Annotated in this window: 22 protein-coding genes and 2 pseudogenes; 14 read left to right on the top strand and 10 right to left on the bottom strand. The window is 68.2% G+C overall.

Annotated elements, in window-relative coordinates:
• Positions 1 to 278: 278 nt before the first annotated feature.
• On the bottom strand, positions 279 to 1,295 hold the full coding sequence (locus WS95_RS26225) for an AraC family transcriptional regulator (protein WP_059826928.1): 1,017 nt from the start codon (positions 1,293 to 1,295) through the stop codon (positions 279 to 281).
• 127 nt (positions 1,296 to 1,422) lie between these two features.
• Complete coding sequence (locus WS95_RS26220) at positions 1,423 to 2,547, bottom strand: MBL fold metallo-hydrolase (RefSeq protein WP_059826926.1); 1,125 nt, start codon at positions 2,545 to 2,547, stop codon at positions 1,423 to 1,425.
• 83 nt (positions 2,548 to 2,630) lie between these two features.
• Between WS95_RS26220 and WS95_RS26215 the strand changes: the two genes are divergently transcribed.
• Positions 2,631 to 3,284, top strand: a complete 654-nt coding sequence (locus WS95_RS26215) for a TetR/AcrR family transcriptional regulator (RefSeq protein ID WP_059826925.1) — start codon at positions 2,631 to 2,633, stop codon at positions 3,282 to 3,284.
• Positions 3,285 to 3,457: 173 nt separating this feature from the next.
• Positions 3,458 to 3,949 carry a flavodoxin family protein gene (locus WS95_RS26210; protein ID WP_059826923.1) on the top strand — a complete coding sequence of 164 codons (492 nt, stop codon included), beginning with the start codon at positions 3,458 to 3,460 and terminating at the stop codon, positions 3,947 to 3,949.
• A gap of 108 nt (positions 3,950 to 4,057) precedes the next feature.
• On the opposite strand, the gene WS95_RS26205 is transcribed toward WS95_RS26210, so the two are convergent.
• Positions 4,058 to 4,642 (bottom strand): DUF2889 domain-containing protein, encoded by a 585-nt coding sequence (locus WS95_RS26205; protein WP_059826921.1) that lies wholly within the window; start codon positions 4,640 to 4,642, stop codon positions 4,058 to 4,060.
• Positions 4,643 to 5,280: 638 nt separating this feature from the next.
• On the opposite strand from WS95_RS26205, the gene WS95_RS26200 reads away from it, so the two are divergent.
• On the top strand, positions 5,281 to 5,952 hold the full coding sequence (locus WS95_RS26200; protein WP_059826919.1) for a ProQ/FinO family protein: 672 nt from the start codon (positions 5,281 to 5,283) through the stop codon (positions 5,950 to 5,952).
• A gap of 255 nt (positions 5,953 to 6,207) precedes the next feature.
• Positions 6,208 to 6,504: pseudogene (locus tag WS95_RS34155) on the top strand (EamA family transporter); the annotation flags it as partial.
• Positions 6,505 to 6,847: 343 nt separating this feature from the next.
• On the opposite strand, the gene WS95_RS26190 reads toward WS95_RS34155, so the two are convergent.
• From WS95_RS26190 to WS95_RS26160, 7 genes are all read right to left on the bottom strand, one after another.
• Complete coding sequence (locus WS95_RS26190; RefSeq protein ID WP_059826918.1) at positions 6,848 to 7,435, bottom strand: nitrogen fixation protein NifQ; 588 nt, start codon at positions 7,433 to 7,435, stop codon at positions 6,848 to 6,850.
• 75 nt (positions 7,436 to 7,510) lie between these two features.
• Positions 7,511 to 7,936 (bottom strand): TOBE domain-containing protein, encoded by a 426-nt coding sequence (locus tag WS95_RS26185; protein WP_034208845.1) that lies wholly within the window; start codon positions 7,934 to 7,936, stop codon positions 7,511 to 7,513.
• Between the two features lie 183 nt (positions 7,937 to 8,119).
• A complete protein-coding gene (locus WS95_RS26180) occupies positions 8,120 to 9,628 on the bottom strand; it encodes an efflux transporter outer membrane subunit (RefSeq protein WP_059826916.1) in 1,509 nt (502 codons plus the stop codon).
• Positions 9,625 to 10,593 carry an efflux RND transporter periplasmic adaptor subunit gene (locus tag WS95_RS26175; protein ID WP_059826915.1) on the bottom strand — a complete coding sequence of 323 codons (969 nt, stop codon included), beginning with the start codon at positions 10,591 to 10,593 and terminating at the stop codon, positions 9,625 to 9,627. The genes WS95_RS26180 and WS95_RS26175 overlap by 4 nt, the downstream gene beginning before the upstream one ends.
• A 1-nt stretch (position 10,594) precedes the next feature.
• The gene (locus WS95_RS26170) at positions 10,595 to 10,807 is read right to left on the bottom strand and encodes a DUF1656 domain-containing protein (protein WP_006481008.1); all 213 of its coding nucleotides are present in this window, start codon (positions 10,805 to 10,807) and stop codon (positions 10,595 to 10,597) included.
• Positions 10,808 to 10,841: 34 nt separating this feature from the next.
• A complete protein-coding gene (locus WS95_RS26165) occupies positions 10,842 to 12,965 on the bottom strand; it encodes an FUSC family protein (protein WP_034208848.1) in 2,124 nt (707 codons plus the stop codon).
• Positions 12,962 to 13,441: a MarR family winged helix-turn-helix transcriptional regulator gene (locus WS95_RS26160; protein WP_034208849.1), complete on the bottom strand. Its 480-nt coding sequence runs from the start codon at positions 13,439 to 13,441 to the stop codon at positions 12,962 to 12,964. The genes WS95_RS26165 and WS95_RS26160 overlap by 4 nt, the downstream gene beginning before the upstream one ends.
• Before the next feature lie 322 nt (positions 13,442 to 13,763).
• Between WS95_RS26160 and WS95_RS26155 the strand changes: the two genes are divergently transcribed.
• From WS95_RS26155 to WS95_RS26110, 10 genes and pseudogenes are all read left to right on the top strand, one after another.
• Positions 13,764 to 14,624 carry an FAS1-like dehydratase domain-containing protein gene (locus WS95_RS26155; protein ID WP_059826914.1) on the top strand — a complete coding sequence of 287 codons (861 nt, stop codon included), beginning with the start codon at positions 13,764 to 13,766 and terminating at the stop codon, positions 14,622 to 14,624.
• Between the two features lie 38 nt (positions 14,625 to 14,662).
• A pseudogene (locus WS95_RS26150) lies at positions 14,663 to 14,797 on the top strand (acyl-CoA dehydrogenase family protein); the annotation flags it as partial.
• 65 nt (positions 14,798 to 14,862) lie between these two features.
• Positions 14,863 to 15,705: an HpcH/HpaI aldolase/citrate lyase family protein gene (locus WS95_RS26145; protein WP_059826910.1), complete on the top strand. Its 843-nt coding sequence runs from the start codon at positions 14,863 to 14,865 to the stop codon at positions 15,703 to 15,705.
• 147 nt (positions 15,706 to 15,852) lie between these two features.
• On the top strand, positions 15,853 to 17,265 hold the full coding sequence (gene ehuR, locus WS95_RS26140) for a MocR-like ectoine utilization transcription factor EhuR (RefSeq protein WP_059826908.1): 1,413 nt from the start codon (positions 15,853 to 15,855) through the stop codon (positions 17,263 to 17,265).
• 107 nt (positions 17,266 to 17,372) lie between these two features.
• Positions 17,373 to 18,344, top strand: a complete 972-nt coding sequence (gene eutB / locus WS95_RS26135) for a hydroxyectoine utilization dehydratase EutB (protein WP_059826905.1) — start codon at positions 17,373 to 17,375, stop codon at positions 18,342 to 18,344.
• A gap of 1 nt (position 18,345) precedes the next feature.
• A complete protein-coding gene (locus WS95_RS26130; protein ID WP_059826904.1) occupies positions 18,346 to 19,350 on the top strand; it encodes a cyclodeaminase in 1,005 nt (334 codons plus the stop codon).
• Positions 19,351 to 19,360: 10 nt separating this feature from the next.
• The gene (gene doeA, locus WS95_RS26125) at positions 19,361 to 20,569 is read left to right on the top strand and encodes an ectoine hydrolase DoeA (RefSeq protein ID WP_059781987.1); all 1,209 of its coding nucleotides are present in this window, start codon (positions 19,361 to 19,363) and stop codon (positions 20,567 to 20,569) included.
• A 3-nt stretch (positions 20,570 to 20,572) separates the two neighbouring features.
• Entirely contained in the window at positions 20,573 to 21,610 is a 1,038-nt protein-coding gene (gene doeB / locus WS95_RS26120; RefSeq protein WP_059826902.1) for a N(2)-acetyl-L-2,4-diaminobutanoate deacetylase DoeB, read from the top strand.
• A 13-nt stretch (positions 21,611 to 21,623) separates the two neighbouring features.
• Positions 21,624 to 22,094 carry an Lrp/AsnC family transcriptional regulator gene (locus WS95_RS26115; RefSeq protein WP_034208857.1) on the top strand — a complete coding sequence of 157 codons (471 nt, stop codon included), beginning with the start codon at positions 21,624 to 21,626 and terminating at the stop codon, positions 22,092 to 22,094.
• 121 nt (positions 22,095 to 22,215) lie between these two features.
• Positions 22,216 to 23,694: an NAD-dependent succinate-semialdehyde dehydrogenase gene (locus WS95_RS26110; RefSeq protein ID WP_059826901.1), complete on the top strand. Its 1,479-nt coding sequence runs from the start codon at positions 22,216 to 22,218 to the stop codon at positions 23,692 to 23,694.
• The last annotated feature ends 6 nt before the right edge of the window (positions 23,695 to 23,700 follow it).

Below are 23,700 nucleotides of genomic sequence, written 5' to 3'. Positions count from 1 at the left end.
GGCTCCGCTGAGTCGCGTCGAGCCGCCAATTCGGCGCCACGTGCGCCTATATTTAGCGCCAGTTGTCACGTGACAACGCATATGTTGGTACCCGATTCCTGGAATCTCAGAGCATCGCGAGAAGACGCTCAGGCCGGAGGGGAAGGAATCCGGAGCGCGGCCCGTGCACCGTAATCTTCGGACGACGAGTATGTCCGCTTGACCCCACATGCGAGAAGCCGATCCCAACTTCGCGGCCCCGTCCAATGCCGGCACATCTTCCCCGTCGCCCAGCGCGATCAATAACTCGCCACGATCGATAGCGCGACGTCCGCGCCCCCTCGCAGGCTATCGATATCCCTTCGCGGGGAATTGCCGAACAGCCGGCTATATTCCCGATTGAACTGGGTTGGGCTCGCATACCCGACGCGGAAGGCCGCCGACGCAGCGTCGAGCCGCTCAGCCAGCATCAGCCGACGTGCCTCGTTGAGCCGTATCCATTTCTGATACTGCAACGGACTCATGCCGGTGAGCTGACGGAAGTGGTGATGGAAGGTCGAACTGCTCATCTGAACCTGCGCCGCGAGATCATCGACGCGCAACGACTCGTCATAGTGAGCGCGCAACCACCGGATCGCGCGTGACACGCGATTGCACTGACTGCCGGTGGACGCAATCTGGCGTAGCCGCGCGCCCTGGTCGCTCGTCAGCAGCCGATAGTAAATTTCCCGCTCGACGTACGGTGCGAGAACGGGAATGGCGTTCGGGTCGTCCAGCAGCGCGAGTAACCGGTTCAGCGCGTCGTACAGCGGTTCGGTCATGTCGCCGACGACGAGTCCGCGGCCTGCAGGCGTATCGTCGTGATCCGGTGCGACTTGCATCATCAACTCGGCCATGACGCGGAAATCGAGCTTGAGACCCAGCCCGAGAAACGGTTTGTCGGAGCTGGCCTCGATGATCTGCGTCGAACCGGGCAGATCGAGGGACGTGATCAGAAAGCGGTCGGCGTCGTAAATATAGGCGTCTCCGCTCTGCATGACTCGCTTCGCGCCCTGAACGACGAGGCCGAAGCTCGGTTCGACCATGCATTCCATCGGCAGCGTTGGCGCTTCCCTTCGATGAAAGCTCAGGTTGGGAATGGCCGTGTCGAGGTGATCGACGCCTTCGGTCCATTTCGCGACGCGTTCCGCGAGCATCTGTCGCAGCTCGTTCTCGCGGCTGCGGCGGGTCGGACGGTGGCCTGCGTGATCGAATGTCGCGATGCCGACATCATCGTCTCGTTGGCCGGGTATGTATCGGACGGGTACCGGATGCATGTCTTCTCTACTCGGGTAATCGGATAGACAGACAGCCCGCCGACGTGCGGCGAGGCCGGCAACGCGTGCACCACCCGGAATCGTGGCGCCGCCAACTACTCGGGAGGCACGTGCCGCGACCGGCGGGCTACTTCGTTGCCTGTGATGCGCAAAGCTGCCAGCGTCGCGATTTCGTCGCCGGCGCTGCCGCGCGCTCGTCGACCGTGCGCCACCAGCGCTCACCACGATGCGGTGCGCCGAGATCGACGCGTTCGCCCATCCTCGGTGTCGACAGCTCGATGCCGCGCACGAGCGCCAACGCCGTCACACGCTCGAACGGCTCCTGCCAGCGATGCATGGCGAGATCGAACGTGCCGTTGTGGATCGGGATCAGCCAGCGTCCGCGCAAATCGATGTGCGCCTGCACGGTTTCTTCCGGCTGCATGTGCACGTACGGCCATTGCGCATCATAGGCGCCTGTTTCGATCAGCGTGACGTCGAATGGCCCGAGGCGTTCGCCGATCTCCCGGAAGCCGTCGAAATAACCCGTATCGCCGCTGAAGAACAGACGTAGGTCGTCGTCGACGATCACCCACGACGCCCACAGCGTACTGTTGCCGTCGAACAGGCTACGGCCCGAGAAGTGCTGCGCCGGCGTCGCCGTCAGCGTCAGCCCGGCCACATCGAAGCTTTGCCACCAGTCGAGCTGGCGGACCTTGTTCGCGTCGATACCCCATTCGATCAGCCGATCGCCGACGCCCAGCGTCGTCACGAACACGCCCGTGGTTGCAGCGAGCGCGAGCACCGTGTCGCGGTCGAGGTGATCGTAATGATCGTGCGACAGGATCACGCCACGCAGCGGCGGAAGATCTTCCAACGCGATCGGCGGCGCATGAAAGCGCTTGGGGCCGATGCGCCGAAACGGCGACGCGCGCTCGGCAAAGACCGGATCGGTCAGCCAGAATTCGCCGCGCAATTTCAGCAACAGCGTCGAATGGCCGAGCCGGTACAGGCTGCAATCGGGCGCCGCGTCGAGTTCCGCGCGGGTCAGCGAATCGACGGGCAACGCACCGGCGGGCACGGTATGACGCGGCTTGTTGATCAGCATGTTCCATGCGATTCTCAACGTCTTCCCCAATCCTTCCGCGGGTCGCGGGACGACATTGGCAAAGCGCTCGCCATTGTGCTGCGGCGAACTGCCGGACAGCGTCCGGCCACGTCGGGCTGCCGCGAACCCCAGGATGCGGTGAATCATAACGAGAGGCGATGCCATGTCGGTTCATCCGGAGAATAAAGTACACTAAACAGTGTAGTTTATTTTTGAGATAAGTAAACTGCCCAGTGTAAAATTTCCGAATGGACAACAGCACTCCCCCTCAGCGTCTGACCGACCGAAAGCGCGCGGCCATCGTCGACGCGGCGATCGAGGAATTTCTTGCGGCGGGCTATGATGCGACGAGCATGGATCGCATCGCTGCGCGCGCGGACGTGTCGAAGCGCACCGTCTACAACCACTTCCCGGGCAAGGAGACGCTGTTCGCCGCGATCCTGAACAAGCTGTGGGATGCGACGCGGACCGGCAACTCGCCGACCTATCGCGCCGGCGTGCCGCTGCGCGAGCAGCTGCTCGCGCTGCTCGACCGCAAATTGCGGTTGATGAACGACGAGGCGTTCATCGCGCTGGCGCGTGTCGCGATCGGCGCGGCCATCCATTCGCCGGAGCGCGCGCGCGACATGGTCGAACGCCTCGGCGAGCGCGAGGAAGACGTCACGCTCTGGGTGCGTGCGGCTGCGGCCGCCGGTCGTCTGTCGGTCGCCGATCCGGTGTTCGCCGCGCATCAATTGCATGGGGCCGTGAAGGCATTCGCGTTCTGGCCGCAGATCACGATGGGCCAGCCGCCGTTGACGGCGCAGGAACAGCAGAAAGTGGCGGAATCGGCCGCCGACATGTTCCTCGCGTACTACGCGCGACCGGACGACGGCACAGCATCGCATCGCATGCAGGACTGAATGCGCGGCCGGAAGCATCCGCAAGCGCGGGCCAACCGAAATCGTTGCAATGCGCGAAACCGGCCGATCCGGGGAAGACGCCCGAAAAATGGCGCCCACCCGTGCCGACCGGCCATCGGGCCAAACTCGACGATACCGTCGGCGCATCCGAAGCCGATTGCGAGCAACTATCCATGAAGACGCTGTTGATCGTCTATCACACGATGACCGGAGGCACGCAGCAGATGGCCGAAGCGGCTGCCGGCGCGGCTCGCGAGCAGCCCGGCGTCGACGTCAGGCTGCAGCGCGCGGTCGCGACGAGCGCGGACGACGTGCTGGCCGCCGACGCATACCTGTTCGCGACGCCGGAGAATCTTGCGGCGATGTCGGGGCTGATGAAGGATTTCTTCGATCGCTGCTACTACGCGGCGCTCGATCGCGTGAACGGCCGTCCGTATGCGGCGATGATCTGCGCGGGAAGCGACGGCCAGAACGCATTGCGCCAGATCGACCGGATCGCGACCGGATGGCGGCTGAAGAACGTCGCGCCCGGCCTGATCGTCTGCACGCATGCCCAGACGCCGGAGCGGATTCTCGCGATGAAGACGATCGACCGCGACGCGCTCGCGCGTTGCGCCGAACTGGGTGCAGGGCTTGCCGCCGGGCTGGCGCTAGGTGTTTTCTGATGACGGGTGCGGCGGCGCCGCTCCGCCGAATCGACGAAGGCAGGCTCTGCGGCCGTTCGCTCGATGCCATTCATTCCACAAACGCCGAGCCGGCCGAATGCCGGCGCGCTAGCTGCCCTTTGCCGTCGCTGGAGGCTGGTGATATTCGGGCCAAAGACGCTTCACGAGATCGCGCGATACGCCGTATGCGTAGCAACTGTCGATCTTGAGCGGCTTGCCGTCGCCGTCGCGGTAATCGAGCGACGATCGCCGCATGCCGACCATCGTTTGATAGGCCGTCGTGGCGATCGGGCCGAGCAATTCCTTCAGGTGCGTGCACGTATCGCAGGACGGGAGGCGCTTGCGAACCTCGCTGTTCCAGCCGGTGCCGATGTTCAATCCGACGAGCGCCTGCAGCGAGTCGCCGCCGCCCGGACACTGCGCATACGGATGCGAACGGATGAACGTGGATACGGCGCGCACGACCATGTCGATGTCGAAGACCAGTGTCACGCCGAGATCGTGGAGCGGCGTCAGCGCGGCGACCGTCCGCGTGCCGCCGGGTGGCGTGAAATCGCTGGTCTTGCGGTCCGCGAGGCAGGCCGTCACTTCGAACAGGCCATCGCTGCGTCGATAGCCGCGCATGTCGATCTGCCGATGGTGAATCTCCTCGCGCGTGACGTCGTCGTGCGGGGTGTCGTCTTGGGAAACCATGCATCCGCTCCATCGTGAGTAACCGGGTCTTTTCGCAGGCAACGGGATCGCGCCCGACCGATCGGGCGCGGCGAAAAGCTGCGGGGACATGCTGCCAACGAACTCGATTCGGCCATACTACGCACTTTCCGATATCTTCGTCCGCGGCGAGATCGATGCGGACGCAACGAGTCGGGAACCGATGCCGGCGCAAACGACGGTCGTGCGGGCGTGTTGCGCGACGTCGGGGGCCACGCAACACGTCGCGGATGCGGCACGACACTGTTCGTCGGTAGCCGTGCGGAAGATTGCGGACCGGGTGCGCACACAGCCCCATTTCCGGTAGCGGCCGCGAATGGCGTGACATCCGGAAACGTATCCATATAATGCGCAACACGACCGCGCGGACGCATTTTCGGCGTCGCGGATCGGGTAAATGCAGACCGGCGAGTCAACCGGCCGTCCCGCGTACCGGTATACTTCCAATCCTGTCTTGTCCGGCATCGAGGCCGGGTGCCTGAAAACAGAGTGGCGTGCACGATGCGGCCCCGTAGTATTCCGCACCGGCGGCAGGCCGGCCGCACGCATGGCGGCGACGCTTTCGTGCCCCACGGCACGGCCGCGCGAACCACACCTTATATTCCTGGTGGATTGAATTTATGGGTTTTGAACAACTTGCCGAATTGCGGGCGCAGCTCGCGGCGAAGGCCAAGCAGGAGCGCAACGCGAAGCGGCCGGCTGCGCCGACGGACGCCGGCGCGAAGCCGAAATCCGGCGACCAGCCGTCCCGCGGCGCCAAGCCGGCTGCCGGCGCGAAGGCGCAGCACCGGGCGAAGCCTGCTTCGGCGAAGCCGTCGGCGCCGGTCGATCCGGTCATCGTCGCAATCGGCAAACTGCAGCGGAAGTTTCCGCGCGCGTTCCCGAAGAATCCGGCCCCCAAAGTGCCGCTCAAGGTCGGCATCTGGGACGATCTCGCACGCGAAGCGCAGGCGGTCGGCCTCAACGAAGCCGAACTGCGCGAAGCAATGTCGACGTGGTGCCGCGGCAACCGCTACTGGTCCTGCCTCGTCGAAGACGCGGTGCGCGTCGACCTGCAGGGCAACGAAGCCGGACGCGTGACGCACGACGACGCGGCGCGTGCGCGCCGCCTGAAGGCGCGTCGCCCCGGCAAGGGCGCGGCACAATCGGCCAAGGGGGCGCCGCAGCAGCCGAAGGCCGGGCAGCAGGCCGAGGCCGCTGCCGCGCCGCAATCGGCGCCAGCCGAAGCTGAAGCGAAGGTCCAGGCCGACGCCGCGCCGCAGGTCGAACAACAAGCGGCCGGCAACGAGTAATTCGCACGACGCGCGTCGACCCTACGGTGCTTCCCCGCATGCAAGTCGCATGCAGTGCATGACACGACAGACCGACCTGCCTCGACAGAGGCAGGTCGGGACTGCCTCCTCCGCCGTAAAACCTGCCGGTACCTCATCTCCCTTACCTCCCTCGTCGAACAGACAACGCAACCGGACGACTGACGTTCATCGATCGACGTTGGTGCGCGCGACGTTTAGATTGCGAAATAATATGCATCGCTAATTATTCGGCACGTCGCCCCGTTGTTCGGGGTCGTGCTGTCGCTGCTGACCTTGCCCGCGCTGCTACCCGCGACGTGCTGGATCGCGGCCGCGCTGATGGCGCTCGGTATCTGGCTGCATGTGCGCGAACGGCACGAACACACGCATGCGCACGAGCGGCTCGAGCATCGGCATCGGCACGACGACCCTCATCAGCACGCACGCGACTTTCCGTATGACGGCGATGAACCGCACTCGCATTCGCACGTGCATCTGCCGATCACGCACAGCCACGCGCATTTTCCTGACATTCATCACCGGCATCGACAACTGACTGTGTCGTCAGCGATGGACGCTGCGCATTTCAAGGTGACCATTCATGGGAACGCACACAGCCGAACGTCGGTCCCGGCATGCGGATTGCCGTCACGTCGTCGAGGCAGATGCGGGCTTCGCGCACTGGACGCCGCTCGTCGCCGGATCGCGTTGGAGGTGCGGGACCAACTCCGACAACCGGTCTGCGCGTTTGACGAACATCCGGTCGTCGTTGCGCGAATATCGGCGGTCTGCGGGGTTCGCGAAAGCGCAATGTGGCGTCGAAGTCGCATCACGACGGGTCCCGGCTGACGATGCGACGCAACAGACATCGGCACGCACGTCGCCGCGACGACCATCACGCTCGACGAAAACAGAAACCGAAATCCTCGCAACCCGGGCATCCGGGTGCGGGCCCGGGCGGCACGCCGAGCGACGCAGCCACTTCCTGCGCAAGGAACTTCTTCCAGCGCAGATGAGCGACGTTGCGCGCGGCGAGCGCCGGGAAAAAGCGCTCGAGCATCGCGGATACGGCATCGCGCCCATCGAGCCCGAGGTCGCGCCACAAATGATCGGGGCGCAGGCATGCATGCGCGACGATCGACGCGATGCAGTCGGCATCGTCGCGGGCGACGGCAGGATTCGCGTCGGCCATCAGCCGTGCGTGCAGCGTCGCGACGAATGCCGAGTGGGCGGCCGGCAACGGTGGCGGCGCGACCGTCGGCGCGAGCGCGGCGGTATCGATCGATCGCAGATGCGGAAACTGCCGGGCCAGCAGGCCGGCGAACTGGCCGGCGGACAAGCCCAGCAGCGAGAGTTCGTTGCGACCCGCGCGTGCCGCGACGAGTGCACCGAACAACTGCGCGTCGGGCACATCGACGTTGGTCGCTGCCGATTGCAACGACTGCAACACCCGTTCATGCATGCGATCGGCCGAAGCGGTCATCGTCAGTCTCCGGGCAAGAGTCCGTTAGCACTTCTACGCGGCGCACGATGATTCGCCATCGCGTTCGTCATGCGATCATTCGACGCCGACGATCACGCTCGATGCCTTGAAGATCGCAGATGCGGCGGTGCCGCTCGCGAGGCCGAGACGATCGACGCTGTCATTGGTGACGATCGCGACGATCTCCGCACCGCCTGCGGACTTGATCACGACTTCCGAATTGACCGCGCCCTTCGCGACCGACGCGACGGTGCCCGCGACGCAGTTGCGGGCCGACACCTTGCTGCTGTCGACGTCGACCATCACGATCACCGACGACGCCTTGACGAGCGCGAACGCCTTCGTGCCGGCCGCGAGGCCCAGCGACGCGGCGCTGCCGTGGGTGATCACGGCGACGATCTCGAGGCCGTCCTGCGTGCGCAGCGTGACTTCGTCGTTGACGGCACCGGGTTTGACGGCGCCGATCTGGCCGGCGAACTGGTTGCGGGCGCTGGTTCGCATGATGACTCTCCGGGTGGATGCCGCGGCCGGGGCGGCCGCGTGGCAGATGAATGGAAATGCATCGGCCAGTGTACCGTCAAAGCGGGAGCGCAGCGCGTCGCGGCTGTTATCGCGCGAATCAGGAACCCCCACCGTCACGGCACGTTGCACGCATGCATGCGTTTCGTGCCGACGGCGATGATGCTACGGCGCCGACGCGCCGGTCGCGGGTGCCGCGGCGGCGGCGGCGGCGGCGGCGCCGGCGTCCGCTGCGGCCGTTGCGTCATCGCTGTCCCAACCGCCGCCGAGTGCGAGGAAGAGCCGCACCTGGTCGGCCGCGACCTGGCCTTCGGCCGCCGCGACCTGCGCTTGCACGCTCGTCAGCGTGCGTGTCGCGTCGAGATCGGAGAGGAACGATTCGCGGCCAGCCGCATAGAGGCGATGCGTTTCGGCAGCGGAATTGCGGGCCGATTCGTAGGCGGTGCGCAGCGCATCCGCGCGCTGCACGTCGGCCGCATAGGTCGCGAGGCTCGACTGCGTTTCGCGCAGCGCATTCAGCACGACGCCGTCGAAGTGCGCGAGTGCGCCGCCCGTCGCGGCCTCGGCTTCGCGCACGCGCGCACGCTGGCCGTTGACGGGGAACGACCAACTGATCAGCGGGCCGAACGACCACCGATTCGTGGTGGACGAAAACAGATCGGCGGCGACGCCGACCGAGCCGGCTGACGCACCGATGCTGACCGACGGGTACAGCGCGGCGGTCGCCACGCCGATCCGCGCGGTCGCTGCGGCGAGCTGCCGCTCGGCTTCGCGTACGTCGGGACGGCGGCGCAGCAGCGCGGCGCCGTCGCCGATCGGAATCGGCTGACGCAGCTTCGGCAGGCGTTCGCATTCGGCGGCGGCTTTCGGCAGGTCGGCCGGCGCGCGCGCGAGCAGCGCGGCGAGCTGGTACTGCGCGATCTTGCGGCGGCCTTCGAAGCGCGGAATGTCGGCGGAGAGCGTGCGCACCTGCGTCACGCCGCGCGTCACGTCGGTCTGGTTGCCGCGCCCGGCGTCGCGCAGCCGCTGCGACAGCGCGACGCGTTGTTTCTGCAGCGCGAGCGACTGCTTCGCGATCGCGAGTTCGTCGCCGGCCGAGCATCCCTCGACGTACGCGCGCACGACGTCGGCGACGACCGTGATGCGCGCCAGGTCGCCGGCCGCCTTGACGGCCTCGCTGTCCGCGCGTGCGGCTTCGACGCCGCGCCGCAGCTTGCCGAACAGGTCGAGTTCGTACGACACGTTGATGCCGACCGCGCCTTCGTTGACGACCGGCAGCTTGTTTTCGAGCAGGTATTGCTCGGCCGATTCCTGCGCACGCTGCACGGCCGCTTCCGCGCGGCCCGAGAAGCCGCCCTGTTCGTTGGCGACCACCAACGCCGCGCGCGAGCGGGCGAGGTTCGCCGCGGCGACGCGCAGGTCGGTGTTCGATTTCAGCGCATCGCGCACGAGCCCGTCGAGTACCGGGTCGTCGTACAGTTGCCACCAGTTGCCGGGCACCGCGTCGCGCGACACCAGCGCACCGTTCGCGTCGTCGAGCGCATGGTTCGCGAGCGGCGCATTGACGTACGCCTGTTGCGGCAGCTTGTAGTCGGGGCCGACCGACTTGCACGCGCCGAGTGCGAGCGCAAGCGGGGCGAGCGTCGCCGCGACGCGCAGACGGTGCCGCTTCATTGCGATGCTCCCACGGCGCTCGCGGCCGTACCGGATGCGGTCGAGGACGCACCCGCGGCGCTGGCGGCAACCGGTTTCGCGTTGTCGTCGCGGCGCGCTTCGGCGCCGCGCATCGACACGGTCGCGGTGCGGCCCGCGATCATCCGGAAATCGTCCGGCACCTCGTCGAGTACGACCCGCACCGGCACGCGCTGCGCGAGCCGCACCCAGCTGAACGCCGGGTTCACGTTCGGCAGCAGGTTCGCGCCTTGCGTGCGGTCGCGATCCTCGATCGCGGCGACGATGCTCTGCACGTGACCGCGCAGCGCATGCGGCTCGCCCATCACGATGATGTCGACCGGCTGGCCGATATGAATGCCGCGCAGCTTGGTTTCCTCGAAGTAGCCGTCGACGCGGAACGAGTTGCGGTCGACGACCGACAGCACCGCGCGGCCGGCCGGCACGTATTCGCCGACGCGGGGCGCGCGGTCGTTCAGGTAGCCGTCCACGGGACTGACGATCGTCGTGCGCTGCAGGTTCAGCTTCGCGGTGTCGAGCGACACCTGCGCATCGGCGACGCTGGCCTCGCCTTGCTCGACCCGCGTGCGGCTTTCCTCGACCTGTTCGCTCGCGACCAGGTTGCCGAGCTGCAGGTTGCGCCCGTATTCGCGCTTCGCCTGCGCGAGCGTCGCGCGGCGCTGCGCGAGGGTTGCTTCGGCGAGCCGCTCCGCGAGCGCGTAGCGCGCCTGGTCGATCACGAACAGCACCTGGCCGCGCTTGACGGCCTGGTTGTCGGCGACCTGCACCGACGTGATGAGGCCCGACACGTCCGGTGCGACCTGGATCACGTCGGCGCGCACGTGCCCGTCGCGCGTCCACGGCGAGAACATGTAGTAGTTGATGATGCGCCACAGCACGAGGCCGGCCACGACGACGACGATCAGGGTGAGCAGGACTTGCCCTGCCGAGAGCCAGGTTTTTTTCACGTTAGGTAGCCACGAGTTGGTGGGACACGATCACGACGGCGGCCAGCACGAACACGTAGATGCCGAGGTCGAAGATCGAACGGTGCCAGACGAGGCGGTAGAAGCCGACGCGCTCGAGCACCGCGCGCACGACGATGTTGATCAGGTAAGCGATCAGCATCAGCACGAGCGGGGCCGGCACGAACACGCCGAAGATATCGATTTCGCCGATCATGGTCGCGGTCGGAAGGACAGAGTGGAAAGCCGGCTCATGCGCGCGCTCCGTCCGGGGCCTGCGGCGCTTGCGCGGCCGCGGCCGGATACAGCGACAGGCGCAGGCCGACGAGCGCGTGCAGCGTGTCGCGCAGCCGGCGGTGCGTGGCTGGCGCCGCGGGTGCGGGCGCGCCGTCGGCCGGCGCGGCGCCCGGCAGGGTGCGGCCGGCCACGCGCTGCAGCGCGTCGTCGATCGTCGCGAGCAGCGCGGGCGGCGCGGGCTGGCGCGCGTTCGCGGCCGCGCAGCGCGTGTAGTGATCGGTGACGCCGGCCAGCACGCGATCGATCGCGTCGGGCACGTCGCCCGACAGCCGGCGGCGCGAGCGGCGCAAGTCGAGCGCATTCAACGCGATGCGCAGATCGCGGAAGCTCTCGATAGACGGATGGCGATGGTCGTCGGACGCGCCGAGGCGCGGCAGCAGTTGCGTGACGCGGTCGAGCATCCGCGATGCGTGGTTGCGCTGATCGTCGAGCGGCTGCGTCGACGCGGAGCGCGCGACGTCCTCCCAGCCCGAGCGCAGCAGGCGCCGCACCGCGAGTTCCGCGCCGAACGGGCGCGTCGCACGCGTCCAGACGTAGGCGAACAGCAGCCCGGCGACACCCGCGAGGTTGCTGTTCAGGAACACGAAGAAATCGGCTTCGTACGCGCTCTGGATGCTGATGAAGGTGGCCGTGTTCACGGCGACGAGCATCGTCACCATATTGAACTGCGGGCGTGGCAGCAGCGTGCCGATCAGGATGAACGGGCCCGCGAACATCAGCACGAGCATCGCGAAATCGTGCACGTGCGGCAGCACGACGAACAGATACAGGCCCGCGAACACGACGCTCGCGGCGGTCGACAGGAAGAACTTGAACACCAGCGGCGCCGGCTCGTCGAGCGCGGCGAAGAAGCTGCACGACACGGCCACGAGCGTGACGGCGGCCGCGCCGTCGTGCCAGCCGGACGAAATCCACAGCCAGCACGCGAACACGATCGCGAACACGACGGTCAGCGTCGAGAACAGCATCATCCCGCGATCGAAGAAGCGCTCGGTGCCGCCGAGCCGCCAGTGCCGGTAGCGCGGCTGCCACACGCCCGACTCGTTCGCGATCAGCGCGCGCAGCGAGCGGCAGTCCTGCCAGATGTCGATGACCTGGCGCAGCCGCCACAGCGCATTCGACAGCAGCGCGCCGTCCCAGCTCGCCAGCGCGCTGTCGGGCGGCTGCAGCGCGGCGATGCGCTCGCGCAGGTCGTCCGCGACCGGATCGTGCGCCATGTCGCCGTCGGAGCCGGTCTTGACGGCCGGCAGCGGCGCGTCGAACCACTTCGCGGCGTCGGCCAGCAGCGCGTCGAGCGCGGGCGGGCGCACGTGCAGGTCGCGCATCAGCGCGATCAAGGGATCGGCGAGCGACGACATCAGCGGCAGGAACAGCTGCATCCGGCCCGCGAGCGCCTGCGCGCGCGCGAGCACACGCGGATGCGCATGGTCGTAGCCCAGCTGGCTCAGCAGGAATTCGAGGCCGGTGATCGTCGCGGCGAGCCGCTGCCGGCACGCGGACAGCGCCTTGCCGGCCAGGTGCCCGGACAGCGTTTCGCGGCCGTAGAACGCGGCGTCCTTGAACCATGCGTCGGTGCGCTCGATCAGCGTCGGCGCGAGCCGGTTCGGGAACACGGTGCTGCCGACCACGCTCGCGCACACGATGCCGAGCACGATTTCCTCGGTGCGCGCGATTGCGACGTCGAACACCGTGGACGGATCGGTGACGGTCGGCAGCGCGATCAGCGGCATCGTATAGCCGGCGAGCATGAAGACGTAGCTGCGCGCGGTGCGGTCGGAGATCGCGAGGTACAGCAGCGTGCCGCACCAGGTCGCGACGATGATGCTGAACAGGAGCGGCGTCTCGACGAACGGCGGCACGAAGAAGATCGCGGCGGCCGCGCCGAGCGCGGTGCCGAGCGCGCGGTACAGCGCCTTCGAGCGCGTCGCGCCGACGAACGGGTTCGACACGATGTAGACGCTCGCCATCGCCCAATACGGGCGCGGCAGCTGGAAATACAGGCCGAGGTACAGCGCCAGCATCGACGCGGCGAACGTCTTGCCCGAAAACAGCCAGTCGCGAAGGCTCGGATAGGTCATGACGCGGAATCGACGGGGCGGGACGGGTGCGACGCCGAAGGATGCAGATCGGCCGCGTTGAACGCGTTCAGCACGCGCAGCGTCGCTTCGAGATCGGCGCGCGACACGCCCTTGAGCACCTGTGCGCGCAGCGCGCGCAGGTCTTCCTCCATCTTCGCGGTGATTGCGCGGCCGGCGGCCGTCAGCGAGATCGTCTTCGCTCGACGATCGTGCGGATCCTCGTCGCGGCGGGCGAGGCCGGCCGCGCACAGCTGGTCGAGCAGGCGCACGAGCGACGGCCCTTCGATGCCGACGTGCTCGGCGAGCGTGCCTTGCCGCACGCCTTCGCCGAGGCGGCCGGCGATCAGCAGCGGCGTCGCGCACGCCTCGGATACGTTGTACGCGGTCAGCACGCCGTCGCTGGTGCGGCGCCACTTGCGCGCGGTGAGCACGAGCAGGCTGCTGACGGCGAGGCGGAGGTCGTGCAGATTGGTCATGGGCGAGATGATAGGGGCAAAAACATTCGATAGCAAACTATCGTTTTTCGTCACCCGGATGACACGTCGTATGCGGCACGGCCGACCCGTCTGAAGCAATTTAGGCGGCGTGCCGGCCGGGGGCAAGCCGTAAGGCTGGCGACCCCGAACCGCCCACGTCCCGCGCGGCGACTATATTGAATAGTCAGACGAGAACCGCCCGGAAGCACGACGCACGGCCGCGTCAAGCAAATACGAAGTCCCGGTTCGGGAAAGCCGACTTCACGAACCCGCGCGCGGCGTGCATATTGGGGCCATTGCAAGCGCACCGGAGGCTCCGCCCGTGTCGACCTCATCCTCGCAGCCCGCCACGTCCGCATCGCTCGACGCGTGGCTCGGCAAGACCGAAACGCTCGGCGACGACATCACCGCGTTCCCGCTGAACGCGCTGGCCGCCACGCTCGATCGCCCGTCGCCCGGCGACGTCGTGCCGCCGCTGTGGCACTGGCTCTACTTCCTGCCGATCGCGCCGCTGGCCGAGGTCGGCCCGGACGGTCACCCGAAGCGCGGCGGCTTCCTGCCGCCGGTGCCGCTGCCACGCCGCATGTGGGCCGGCGGCCGGCTGACGTTCCATGCGCCGCTGCGTGCGGGGCAGCGCGCGACGCGCGAATCGACGATCGCGAACATCGAGGACAAGACGGGCCGCAGCGGCCGGCTCGTGTTCGTGACGGTGCAGCACCGGATCGAATCCGGCGGCGCGCTGTGCGTCGAGGAAGAGCACGACATCGTCTATCGCGACGCGCCGCACGCAAGTGCGCCTGCGCCGAAGCTGGTCGCGCCGCCCGTGGGCGAGACGTGGTCGCGCACGGTCACGGCCGACGCGGTGATGCTGTTCCGCTATTCGGCGCTGACCTTCAACGGCCATCGCATTCACTACGACCGCCGCTACGTGACGCAGGAAGAGGGTTATCCGGGGCTCGTCGTGCACGGCCCGCTGATCGCGACGCTGCTCGTCGATCTCGTGCACCGCGAACGGCCGGACGCGACGCTCGCGAGCTTCGCGTTCCGCGCGGTGCGCCCGACCTTCGATTCGGAGCCGTTCACGCTGTGCGGCAAGCCGTCGGACGACGGCCGCACGATCGAGCTGTGGGCGAAAGATCGCGACGGCTGGCTGACGATGCAGGCCACGGCGACCCTCGTATGACGCGCTTGCTGCCTTTCCTTCCTTCATCGACGACGGACATGCAGACGACGCAACACGACCCGTGCCAGAACATCCGCGAAGCGGTGCGCGACCTGTGCAGCCCGTTTCCCGGCGAGTATTTCCGCCGGATCGACGACGCGCGCGGCTATCCCGACGCCGAGGTCGAGCGGCTCCTTGCCGACGCGCGGCAGGTCGCGTCGTGCGACGCGATCGGCACGCTGTTTCCGGAGGCTTCGGCATGACGTCCGCGTCTGCCCGTTCGTGGCTGTTCGTTCCCGGCAATCGTCCGGAACGCTTCGAGAAGGCGCGGGCGGCCGGCGCCGACGCGGTGATCGTCGATCTCGAGGATGCGGTGCCGCCGGACGGCAAGCCGGCGGCGCGCGACGCGGTCGTCGCGCAACTCGATGCCGCGCGGCCCGTGTGGGTGCGCGTGAATGCAGCCGACACCGCATGGTTCGCCGACGACATCGCGGTGATCGCCGCGCATCCGGGCGTGGCCGGCGTGATGCTGCCGAAGTGCGACACGCGTGCGCAGGTGGACGCGGTGCTCGCTCACGCGCATCGTGCGCTCGAACTGCTGCCGATCGTCGAGACGGCGGCCGGCATCGCGGGGCTCGATCAGGTGTGTGCCGCGCCGCGCGTCGTGCGCGTGGCGTTCGGCACGCTCGATTTCCAGGTCGATCTCGGGATCGACGGCGACGGCGAAGCGCTGAACGCGTTCCGCTCGCGGATCGTGCTCGCGTCGCGGCTGGCGGGGATCGCGCCGCCGGTCGACGGCGTGTCGACGTTCATCGACGATCCCGTCGCGATTGAACGGCATGCGCGCGACGCGCGGCGGTTCGGTTTCGGCGGGAAACTGTGCATTCACCCGAAGCAGCTCGACGCGGTGCACCGCGCCTATGCGTGGACCGACGCGGAACAGGCGTGGGCGCGGCGCGTGCTCGATGCCGTCGAGGCGAGCGGCGGCGCGGCGGTCGCGCTCGACGGCAGGATGATCGACACGCCGGTGATCCTGAAGGCGCGGCGCATTCTGGCCCATTCTGCGCGGGTAGGCAGCCCGCGAGATTCGTCCGAACAATAAAAGGCCGGCCCGTCCCCTTGCCGGGCACGCCGATTGCACCGCCCGATTCGACCCGCAAGTCCTGCTTTCGCGCGCGATTGCACTAGGACAATATTTTCGGGGTGGCTTTCTGAGCGACCATGCGCAAGCCACGACGGAGACATCGAGATGGGACGGACCGAGGTATCGGCAGGCTGGCGCGACGCGATCGGCGCGGTGCACGGCATCGAGTCGAAATACAAGCGGCTCGTGAAGGCGATCGCCAGCGACATCGAAAACGGCGCGCTTGCGCCGGGCGCGCGGCTCGCGCCGCAGCGCGACGTCGCGTCGAGCCTCGGCGTCAGCGTGCAGACCGTCACCAACGCATACAAGGAGTTGGAGCGCCAGGGGCTGATCCGCTGCGAGGTCGGCCGCGGCAGCTTCGTGGCCGCGCGCGTGACCGAATCGATGTCGAACTACATCCTCGATACGACCGAGCGCGAACTGGTCGACTTCTCGATCGCCCGCATCGTGCACACGCCGGAGCACGATGCCGCGTGGCGAAGCGTGTGCGCGGCGCTGGCCGGCACCGACGATCAGCCGTGGATCCGCTCGTTCCGGCCGATCGCCGGCCTCGACGCGCATCGCGACGCCGGCGCCGCGTGGCTCGCGTCGCTGAACATGCCGGTGCATCGCGAATCGCTGCTGGTCACGAACGGCGCGGCGCACGGGATCTTTCTCGCGCTCGCGTCGATCGTCGGGCCGGGCGATACCGTGTTGTGCGAGAGCCTGACCGATCACGGCGTGATCGGCTCCGCGAACGTGCTCGGGTTTACGCTGAAAGGGCTCGAGATGGACGAGCACGGCATTCGTCCCGAACATTTCGAGGAGATGTGCGACGGCGAGCGGATCAGCGCGCTCGTATGTACGCCGACCCTCAATAACCCGACCGTGTCGCTGATGACCGAGTCGCGGCGCCGGTCGATCGCGCGCATCGCGACGCGCTACGGCGTGTACGTGATCGAGGACGACGTGTACGGCCCGCTCCCGGAGAAGACGGGCACGCCGATCGCCAGCCTGATTCCGGAACTCGGCTTCTACTGCACGAGCATGACGAAATCGGTGCTGACCGGGTTGCGCACCGGCTATCTCGCGATGCCGCGGCGGCTCGCGTTGCGCGTCGAGAGCGTGCTGCGCGTGAGCAGCTGGATGGCGACGTCGCCGATCGCGGAAATCGCGACGCGCTGGATCGCCGACGGCACCGCGCGGCGGCTCGTCGAACTGCAGCGCCAGCGGCTCGCGGTACGCCAGGAGATGGTGAAGGCCGCGCTCGGGCCGTATGTGCTCGGTGCGCACCCGAATGCGCTTTCGGCTTGGCTGCGCGTGCCCGACTACTGGCAGGCCGAGCGGCTCGTCCGCGAATTGCGCACCCGCAAGATCGCGGTGACGTCGCCCGATCCGTTTCTCGTCGGCGGCACGGAGCGGCCGAACGCGGTGCGCGTCTGCATCGGCGCCGAAACGTCCGATGCCGCATGCAACGCGGCGCTCGAGACCATCGCGGGCGTGTTCGAACAGTATCCACACCTGAACGATTTCCACTGAACCGGCGGCGCTGCCGCGACGTCGCGCGCAATGTATCAGGACATTCGAAAGCGCGATTTGGAACATTAGACTGGATCGCATCACATTCGTCGCGAGGCGTGCGTTCCATGTCCTTCCTGTCGCTGTCCGACGTCTACCGTGCGCGCCGCCGCCTCGCCGGGCGCGCCGACGGTACGCCGCTCGTCGCGTCCGCCGCGCTGTCCGCGCGCGTTGGCGCGCCCGTCCACCTGAAGCTCGAAACGCTGCAGCCGACCGGCAGCTTCAAGCTGCGCGGCGCAACCAACGCGCTCGCGGAACTCGCGGCGCAGGGCGTGACGCGCGTGGTCACCGCGTCGACCGGCAACCACGGCCGCGCGGTCGCGCATGCGGCACGCGCGCTCGGCATCGACGCGGCCGTCTGCATGTCGTCGCTGGTGCCGGCCAACAAGGTCGACGCAGTCGCGGCGCTCGGCGCGCGCGTGGTGATCGCGGGCGACAGCCAGGACGACGCGCAGGTCGAAGCGCGGCGCCTCGCGCGAGACGAAGGCCATGCGTACGTGCCGCCGTTCGACGATCCGCGCATCATCGCGGGCCAGGCGACGATCGGCGTCGAGATACTCGAGGCGCTGCCCGATACGGCGACGCTCGTCGTGCCGCTGTCGGGCGGCGGCCTGTTCAGCGGCGTCGCGTTTGCCGCGAAGGCGATCCGGCCGCCGATCGAGGTGATCGGCGTATCGATGGTGCGCGGCGCCGCGATGCACGCGAGCCTCGCGGCCGGCCGCCCGGTCGACGTCGACGAGCAGCCCACGCTGGCCGATTCGCTCGGCGGCGGCATCGGCCTCGACAACCGCTACACGTTCGACATGACGCGCGCGTTGGCCGACGACGTCGTGCTGCTCGACGAGCCGTCCATCGCACGCGGCATCGCGCATGCGTATCGGGAAGAGCGGCTCGTCGTCGAAGGCGCCGGCGCGGTCGGCCTCGCCGCGTTGCTGGACGAGCGGATCGTGCGCCGCGACCGCAACGGCTCGATCGTGGTCGTCGTGAGCGGCGCGAACATCGACATGGCCGTGCATCGCCGGCTCGTTTCGGAGAACTGACATGGCCCATCCCGTCACGTTGCTCGGTCAGGCGCAACTGCGTGCGCTGGTGCCGCTCGATCTCGCCGCGATCGACCAGGTCGAGGCCGCGTTCGCGTCGCTCGCGACCGACGCGGTCGTGATGCCGCCGATCCTGAATCTCGCGCTGCCGGAGCGCCACGCTGAAGTGGACGTGAAGACGGCGTACCTGCCGCGCTTCGACAGCTTCGCGATCAAGGTCAGCCCGGGCTTTTTCGACAACCCGTCGCTCGGGCTGCCGAGCCTGAACGGGCTGATGCTCGTGCTGTCCGCGCGCACCGGCCTGACCGAGGCCGTCCTGCTCGACAACGGCTACCTGACGGCCGTACGCACCGCGGCGGCCGGCGCGGTGGCCGCGCGCCGGCTCGCGCGGGCCGATGCGCACCGCGCGGCGATCGTCGGCGCGGGCGAGCAGGCGCGGTTGCAGCTCGCCGCGCTGAGGCTCGTGCGCGACATCACGCACGTGACGGTGTGGGCGCGCGATACCGCGCGGGCCACGGCATTCGCGGCCGACGTGCGCGCGACGCACGGCATCGACGCGACGGTCGCGCGCTCGGTGCGTGCGGCGCTGGCCGACGCGGACATCGCGGTGACGACCACGCCGAGCCGCGCGCCGCTCGTGCACGCGGAAGACCTGCATCCCGGGCTGCACGTGACGGCGATGGGTTCGGACGCCGATTACAAGACCGAACTCGCGCCGTCGGTGTTCGGCGCCGCACGCTATTTCTGCGACCGGCAGCAGCAGACCCGCGTGGCCGGCGAACTCGCGCACGCGATCGCGGCCGGGGCCGTTGCAGCCGACGCCGTGTTTCCCGAACTCGGCGAAGTGATTACCGGCCGCCGCGACGGCCGCACGCATCGCGACGACATCACGATCTGCGACCTGACCGGCACCGGCGCGCAGGACACTGCGATCGCCGTGCTCGCGCTGCAACGCGCCCGCGCGGCGGAAGCGGGCACGATTTTTCACAACGACCTCACGACTTGAGAGGAGACAGATGTCCGCAGTCATCGAAACCCAGAACGCCGCGCCGCGTCTCGCGTTCGCGCGCAGCGAATATGCCGCGCGCATCGCGAAGACGCGCGCGGCGATGGAGCGGGCCGGCATCGACCTGCTGATCGTCACCGACCCCACCAACATGAGCTGGCTGACCGGCTACGACGGCTGGTCGTTCTACGTGCACCAGTGCGTGCTGCTGGCGCTGGACGGCGAACCCGTGTGGTTCGGCCGCGGCCAGGACGCGAACGGCGCGAAGCGCACCGCGTTCATGGCGCATGAGAATATCGTCGGCTATCCCGATCATTACGTGCAGTCGACCGCGCGCCACCCGATGGATTACCTGTCGACCGAGGTGATCGCGGCGCGCGGCTGGAGCACGCTGCGCATCGGCGTCGAGCTCGACAACTACTACTTCAGCGCGGCGGCGTACGCGTCGCTGCAGCAGCATCTGCCGGCCGCGCGCTGGCTCGATGCGACCGCACTCGTCAACTGGCAGCGCGCGGTGAAGTCGCCGCGCGAGATCGAGTACATGCGCGTGGCCGCGCGCATCGTCGAGCGGATGCATGCGCACATCGTCGAGACGATCGAGCCGGGCATGAAGAAAAGCGACCTGGTCGCGCAGATCTATGCGACCGGCATCGGCGGCGCGGACGGCTTCGGCGGCGATTATCCGGCGATCGTCCCGCTGCTGCCGACCGGCGCGGACGCGGCCGCGCCGCACCTGACCTGGGACGACTCGACGTTCTCGCGCGGCGCCGGCACGTTCTTCGAGATTGCCGGCTGCTACCGCCGCTATCACTGCCCGCTGTCGCGCACCGTCTATCTCGGCAAGCCGCCCGCGCACTTCATCGACGGCGAGCGCGCGGTGGTCGAGGGCATCGAAGCGGGACTCGCGGCCGCGAAGCCGGGCAACGTGTGCGAGGACATCGCGAACGCATTCTTCGCGGTGCTGCGCCGCGCGGGCATCGAGAAGGACAGCCGCTGCGGCTATCCGATCGGCGCGAGCTATCCGCCCGACTGGGGCGAGCGCACGATGAGCCTGCGTCCGGGCGACCGTACGGTGCTCGAACCCGGCATGACGTTCCATTTCATGCCCGGGCTGTGGCTCGACGACTGGGGGCTGGAGATCACGGAAAGCATCCTGATCACCGAGACCGGCGTCGAGACGTTCTGCAACGTGCCGCGCAAGCTGTTCGTGAAGGAGTAGGCGATGCGTGCTTCCCCGATTACACCGACCGTCGATTTCGACGCGGACGGCGAACAGCACGGCTTCCTGAAGCTGCCTTACTCGCGCGACGATTCCGCGTGGGGGGCGATCATGATTCCGGTGACCGTCGTGAAACGCGGCGACGGGCCGACGGTGCTGCTGACCGGCGGCAATCACGGCGACGAATACGAAGGACCGGTCGCGCTGTCGAAGCTCGCCGGCTCGCTGAAGGCGGCCGACGTGACGGGCCGCGTGATCGTCGTGCCGTTCATGAACTACCCGGCGTTCCGCGCCGGTTGCCGCACGTCGCCGATCGATGCCGGCAACCTGAACCGCAGCTTCCCGGGCCGGCCGGACGGCACCGTGACCGAGAAGATCGCCGATTACTTCCAGCGTCACCTGCTGCCGCTCGCGACGCACGTGCTGGACATTCACGCGGGCGGCCGCACGCTCGACTTCGTGCCGTTCGCGGCGATTCACGTACTGAAAGACCGCGACCAGGAAGCGCGTTGCGAGCGTGCGATGCGCGCGTTCGGCGCGCCGTATTCGATGCGCATGCTGGAACTCGACAGCGTCGGCCTGTACGACAGCGCGGCGGAGGAAGCCGGCAAGGTGTTCGTGTCGACCGAGCTGGGCGGCGGCGGCACGTCGACGGCGGCGAGCGTCGCGATCGCGGAGCGTGGCGTGCGCGGCTTTCTCGCGCATGCCGGCGTGCTCGCGCGGCGCGAAGGCGCGCGCGCCGGCGCGGGCGGCGCGCCGCGCACGACGACGCTGCTCGACATGCCGGACGGCGCCTGCTACACGACCAGCGAGCATCGCGGCCTGCTCGAGATGTGCGTCGATCTGGGCAGCGAGGTCGAGGCCGGCGACGTGCTCGCGCGCGTGCACGACATCGACCGCACGGGCGTCACGCCGGTCGAATACGTCGCACGGCGGCGCGGGCTGCTCGCCGCGCGGCATTTTCCGGGCATCGTGCAGACGGGCGACACGATCGCGGTGGTGGCCGACATCGTCGAGCGCAACATCCCGGTGGCGACCTGAGGCGACGCATAACGTGATCAAGCTCGACCGATACGACCTCGCGATCCTGCGCCTGCTCGAGCGCGACGGGCGCATCACGAAGTCGAAGCTCGCCGAGGCCGTGAACCTGTCGATTTCGCCGGCGTGGGAGCGCGTGCGCAAGCTCGAGGAAAGCGGCGTGATCCGCGGCTATCGCGCGGACGTCGACTGGATCGGCGCGTTCTCCGGCAGCCGCATCGTGGTCGAGGTGACGCTGTCGCGGCACACGGCACCCGACATGCGGCGCTTCGAGGATCGCGTGGCCGCGGCGCCCGAGGTCGCGCAGTGCTATGCGACGGGCGGCGGCGTCGACTACGTGCTGCACGTGGTCGCGCGCGACATCGACCATTACCAGCGCTTCATCGATGCGTTGCTGATGGAAGACCTCGGCATCGAGCGCTACTTCACGTACATCGTGACGAAGGTGGTGAAGTGCGGATCCGGCGGCGCGCCGGACTGGCTGTGAAAGTTCGCGCCGACGCGCGGCAATACGGAAAAAACCGGCATTTCCGGCGGTGCAAACCGAAATTTCCGCATGCGCGGGCGCGACACAATGAAGTCCGTGCCCACCAACGAGGAGACGCAGCATGCTGCCCGGACACCCCGTTCTGTTCAAGTCGACCTGTTACGTCGACGGTCGCTGGATCCACAGCGACAGTGCCGCGACGGTCGCCGTCGTCAACCCCGCCGACCAGGCGGTGATCGGCCACGTGCCGATGCTCGAACGCGCGCAGATCGTCGCGGCCGTCGACGCCGCGCAGCGCGCGTACGGAAGCTGGCGCTGGACGCCGCAAGCGGTGCGCAGCGCGGCATTGCTGCGCTGGCACGCGCTGATCCTGCGTCACGTCGACGATCTGGCCGCGCTGCTGTCGCTGGAACAGGGCAAGCCGCTGGCCGAAGCGCGCGGCGAGATCCGCTATGCGGCGAGCTTCGTCGAATGGTTCGCGAACGAGGCGAAGCGTGTCGCCGGCCGCACGATTCCGACTCACATCGACGGCGCGCATCTCGGCACCGTGATGGAGCCGGTCGGCGTCGCGGCGCTGATCACGCCGTGGAATTTCCCGGCCGCGATGATCACGCGCAAGGCGGCGGCCGCGATCGCGGTCGGTTGCACCGTGGTCGTGAAGCCCGCGCACGAAACGCCGTTCTCGGCGTTCGCGCTCGCGCAGCTCGCCGACGAGGCAGGCTTCCCGGCCGGCGTGTTCAACGTGGTGCTCGGCGAGCCGCAGATGGCGATGGAAACGCTGGTCGGCGACGCACGCGTGCGTGCGGTGAGCTTCACCGGCTCGACGCGCGTCGGACGGCTCGTGACCGAAACCGCCGCGAAGGCCGGCATCCGCAAGATCGCGCTCGAACTGGGCGGCAATGCGCCGTTCATCGTGACCGAGGATGCGGATGTCGATGAGGCGGTGCGGATCGCCGTCGGCGCGAAGTTCCAGACGTCCGGCCAGGACTGTTGCGCGGCAAACCGGATACTCGTCGCGCGCCCGCTGTACGACGCGTTCGTCGAACGGTATGCGAATGCGGTGCGCGCGCTGAAGACGGGGCCGGCGTTCGAGCAGGGCGTGGACGTCGGTCCGCTGATGCATCAGGCCGCGTTCGACGCGACGGTGGCGCGCGTCGACGATGCGCGGGCACGCGGCGCGCGCATCGTCGCGGGCGGCCGACCGCATGCGCTCGGCGGCTGGTTCTACGAGCCGACCGTGATCGCGGATGCCGCGCCCGGCATGCGCGTGGTCGACGAGGAAAACTTCGCGCCGATCTCGGCCGTCAGCGCGTTCGACACGCTCGACGAAGCCGTCGAAACGGCCAACGACACCGAGTACGGCCTCGCCGCCTACGTATGCGCGACGCGCATCGACACGATCTTCCAGCTCGTGCGGCGGCTCGATTTCGCGATGGTGTCGGTCAACGGCGTGAAATTCACCGGCGCGCCGATTCCGTTCGGCGGGATGAAGGCGTCGGGCCTCGGGCGCGAAGGCGGCACCGAGGGCTTCGAGCCGTTCACCGACACCAAGTACTTCTGCCTCGGCAATCTCGGCCTGCCGGTTGCGGCGACGGCCTGACCCATT

This window comes from Burkholderia sp. MSMB1826, from assembly GCF_001526325.1.
Taxonomy (GTDB): Bacteria; Pseudomonadota; Gammaproteobacteria; order Burkholderiales; family Burkholderiaceae; genus Burkholderia.
This window is presented reverse-complemented; position numbering and strand designations above follow the sequence as displayed.

Excerpts from the sequence above, each read along its gene's own strand:
- WS95_RS26225 (WP_059826928.1), bottom strand. The coding sequence starts at position 1,295 with ATGCATCCGGTACCCGTCCGATACATACCCGGCCAACGAGACGATGAT.
- WS95_RS26220 (WP_059826926.1), bottom strand. The coding sequence starts at position 2,547 with ATGGCATCGCCTCTCGTTATGATTCACCGCATCCTGGGGTTCGCGGCA.
- WS95_RS26215 (WP_059826925.1), top strand. The coding sequence starts at position 2,631 with ATGGACAACAGCACTCCCCCTCAGCGTCTGACCGACCGAAAGCGCGCG.
- WS95_RS26210 (WP_059826923.1), top strand. The coding sequence starts at position 3,458 with ATGAAGACGCTGTTGATCGTCTATCACACGATGACCGGAGGCACGCAG.
- WS95_RS26205 (WP_059826921.1), bottom strand. The coding sequence starts at position 4,642 with ATGGTTTCCCAAGACGACACCCCGCACGACGACGTCACGCGCGAGGAG.
- WS95_RS26200 (WP_059826919.1), top strand. The coding sequence starts at position 5,281 with ATGGGTTTTGAACAACTTGCCGAATTGCGGGCGCAGCTCGCGGCGAAG.
- WS95_RS26190 (WP_059826918.1), bottom strand. The coding sequence starts at position 7,435 with ATGACCGCTTCGGCCGATCGCATGCATGAACGGGTGTTGCAGTCGTTG.
- WS95_RS26185 (WP_034208845.1), bottom strand. The coding sequence starts at position 7,936 with ATGCGAACCAGCGCCCGCAACCAGTTCGCCGGCCAGATCGGCGCCGTC.
- WS95_RS26180 (WP_059826916.1), bottom strand. The coding sequence starts at position 9,628 with ATGAAGCGGCACCGTCTGCGCGTCGCGGCGACGCTCGCCCCGCTTGCG.
- WS95_RS26170 (WP_006481008.1), bottom strand. The coding sequence starts at position 10,807 with ATGATCGGCGAAATCGATATCTTCGGCGTGTTCGTGCCGGCCCCGCTC.
- WS95_RS26165 (WP_034208848.1), bottom strand. The coding sequence starts at position 12,965 with ATGACCTATCCGAGCCTTCGCGACTGGCTGTTTTCGGGCAAGACGTTC.
- WS95_RS26160 (WP_034208849.1), bottom strand. The coding sequence starts at position 13,441 with ATGACCAATCTGCACGACCTCCGCCTCGCCGTCAGCAGCCTGCTCGTG.
- WS95_RS26145 (WP_059826910.1), top strand. The coding sequence starts at position 14,863 with ATGACGTCCGCGTCTGCCCGTTCGTGGCTGTTCGTTCCCGGCAATCGT.
- ehuR (WP_059826908.1), top strand. The coding sequence starts at position 15,853 with ATGGGACGGACCGAGGTATCGGCAGGCTGGCGCGACGCGATCGGCGCG.
- eutB (WP_059826905.1), top strand. The coding sequence starts at position 17,373 with ATGTCCTTCCTGTCGCTGTCCGACGTCTACCGTGCGCGCCGCCGCCTC.
- WS95_RS26130 (WP_059826904.1), top strand. The coding sequence starts at position 18,346 with ATGGCCCATCCCGTCACGTTGCTCGGTCAGGCGCAACTGCGTGCGCTG.
- doeA (WP_059781987.1), top strand. The coding sequence starts at position 19,361 with ATGTCCGCAGTCATCGAAACCCAGAACGCCGCGCCGCGTCTCGCGTTC.
- doeB (WP_059826902.1), top strand. The coding sequence starts at position 20,573 with ATGCGTGCTTCCCCGATTACACCGACCGTCGATTTCGACGCGGACGGC.
- WS95_RS26110 (WP_059826901.1), top strand. The coding sequence starts at position 22,216 with ATGCTGCCCGGACACCCCGTTCTGTTCAAGTCGACCTGTTACGTCGAC.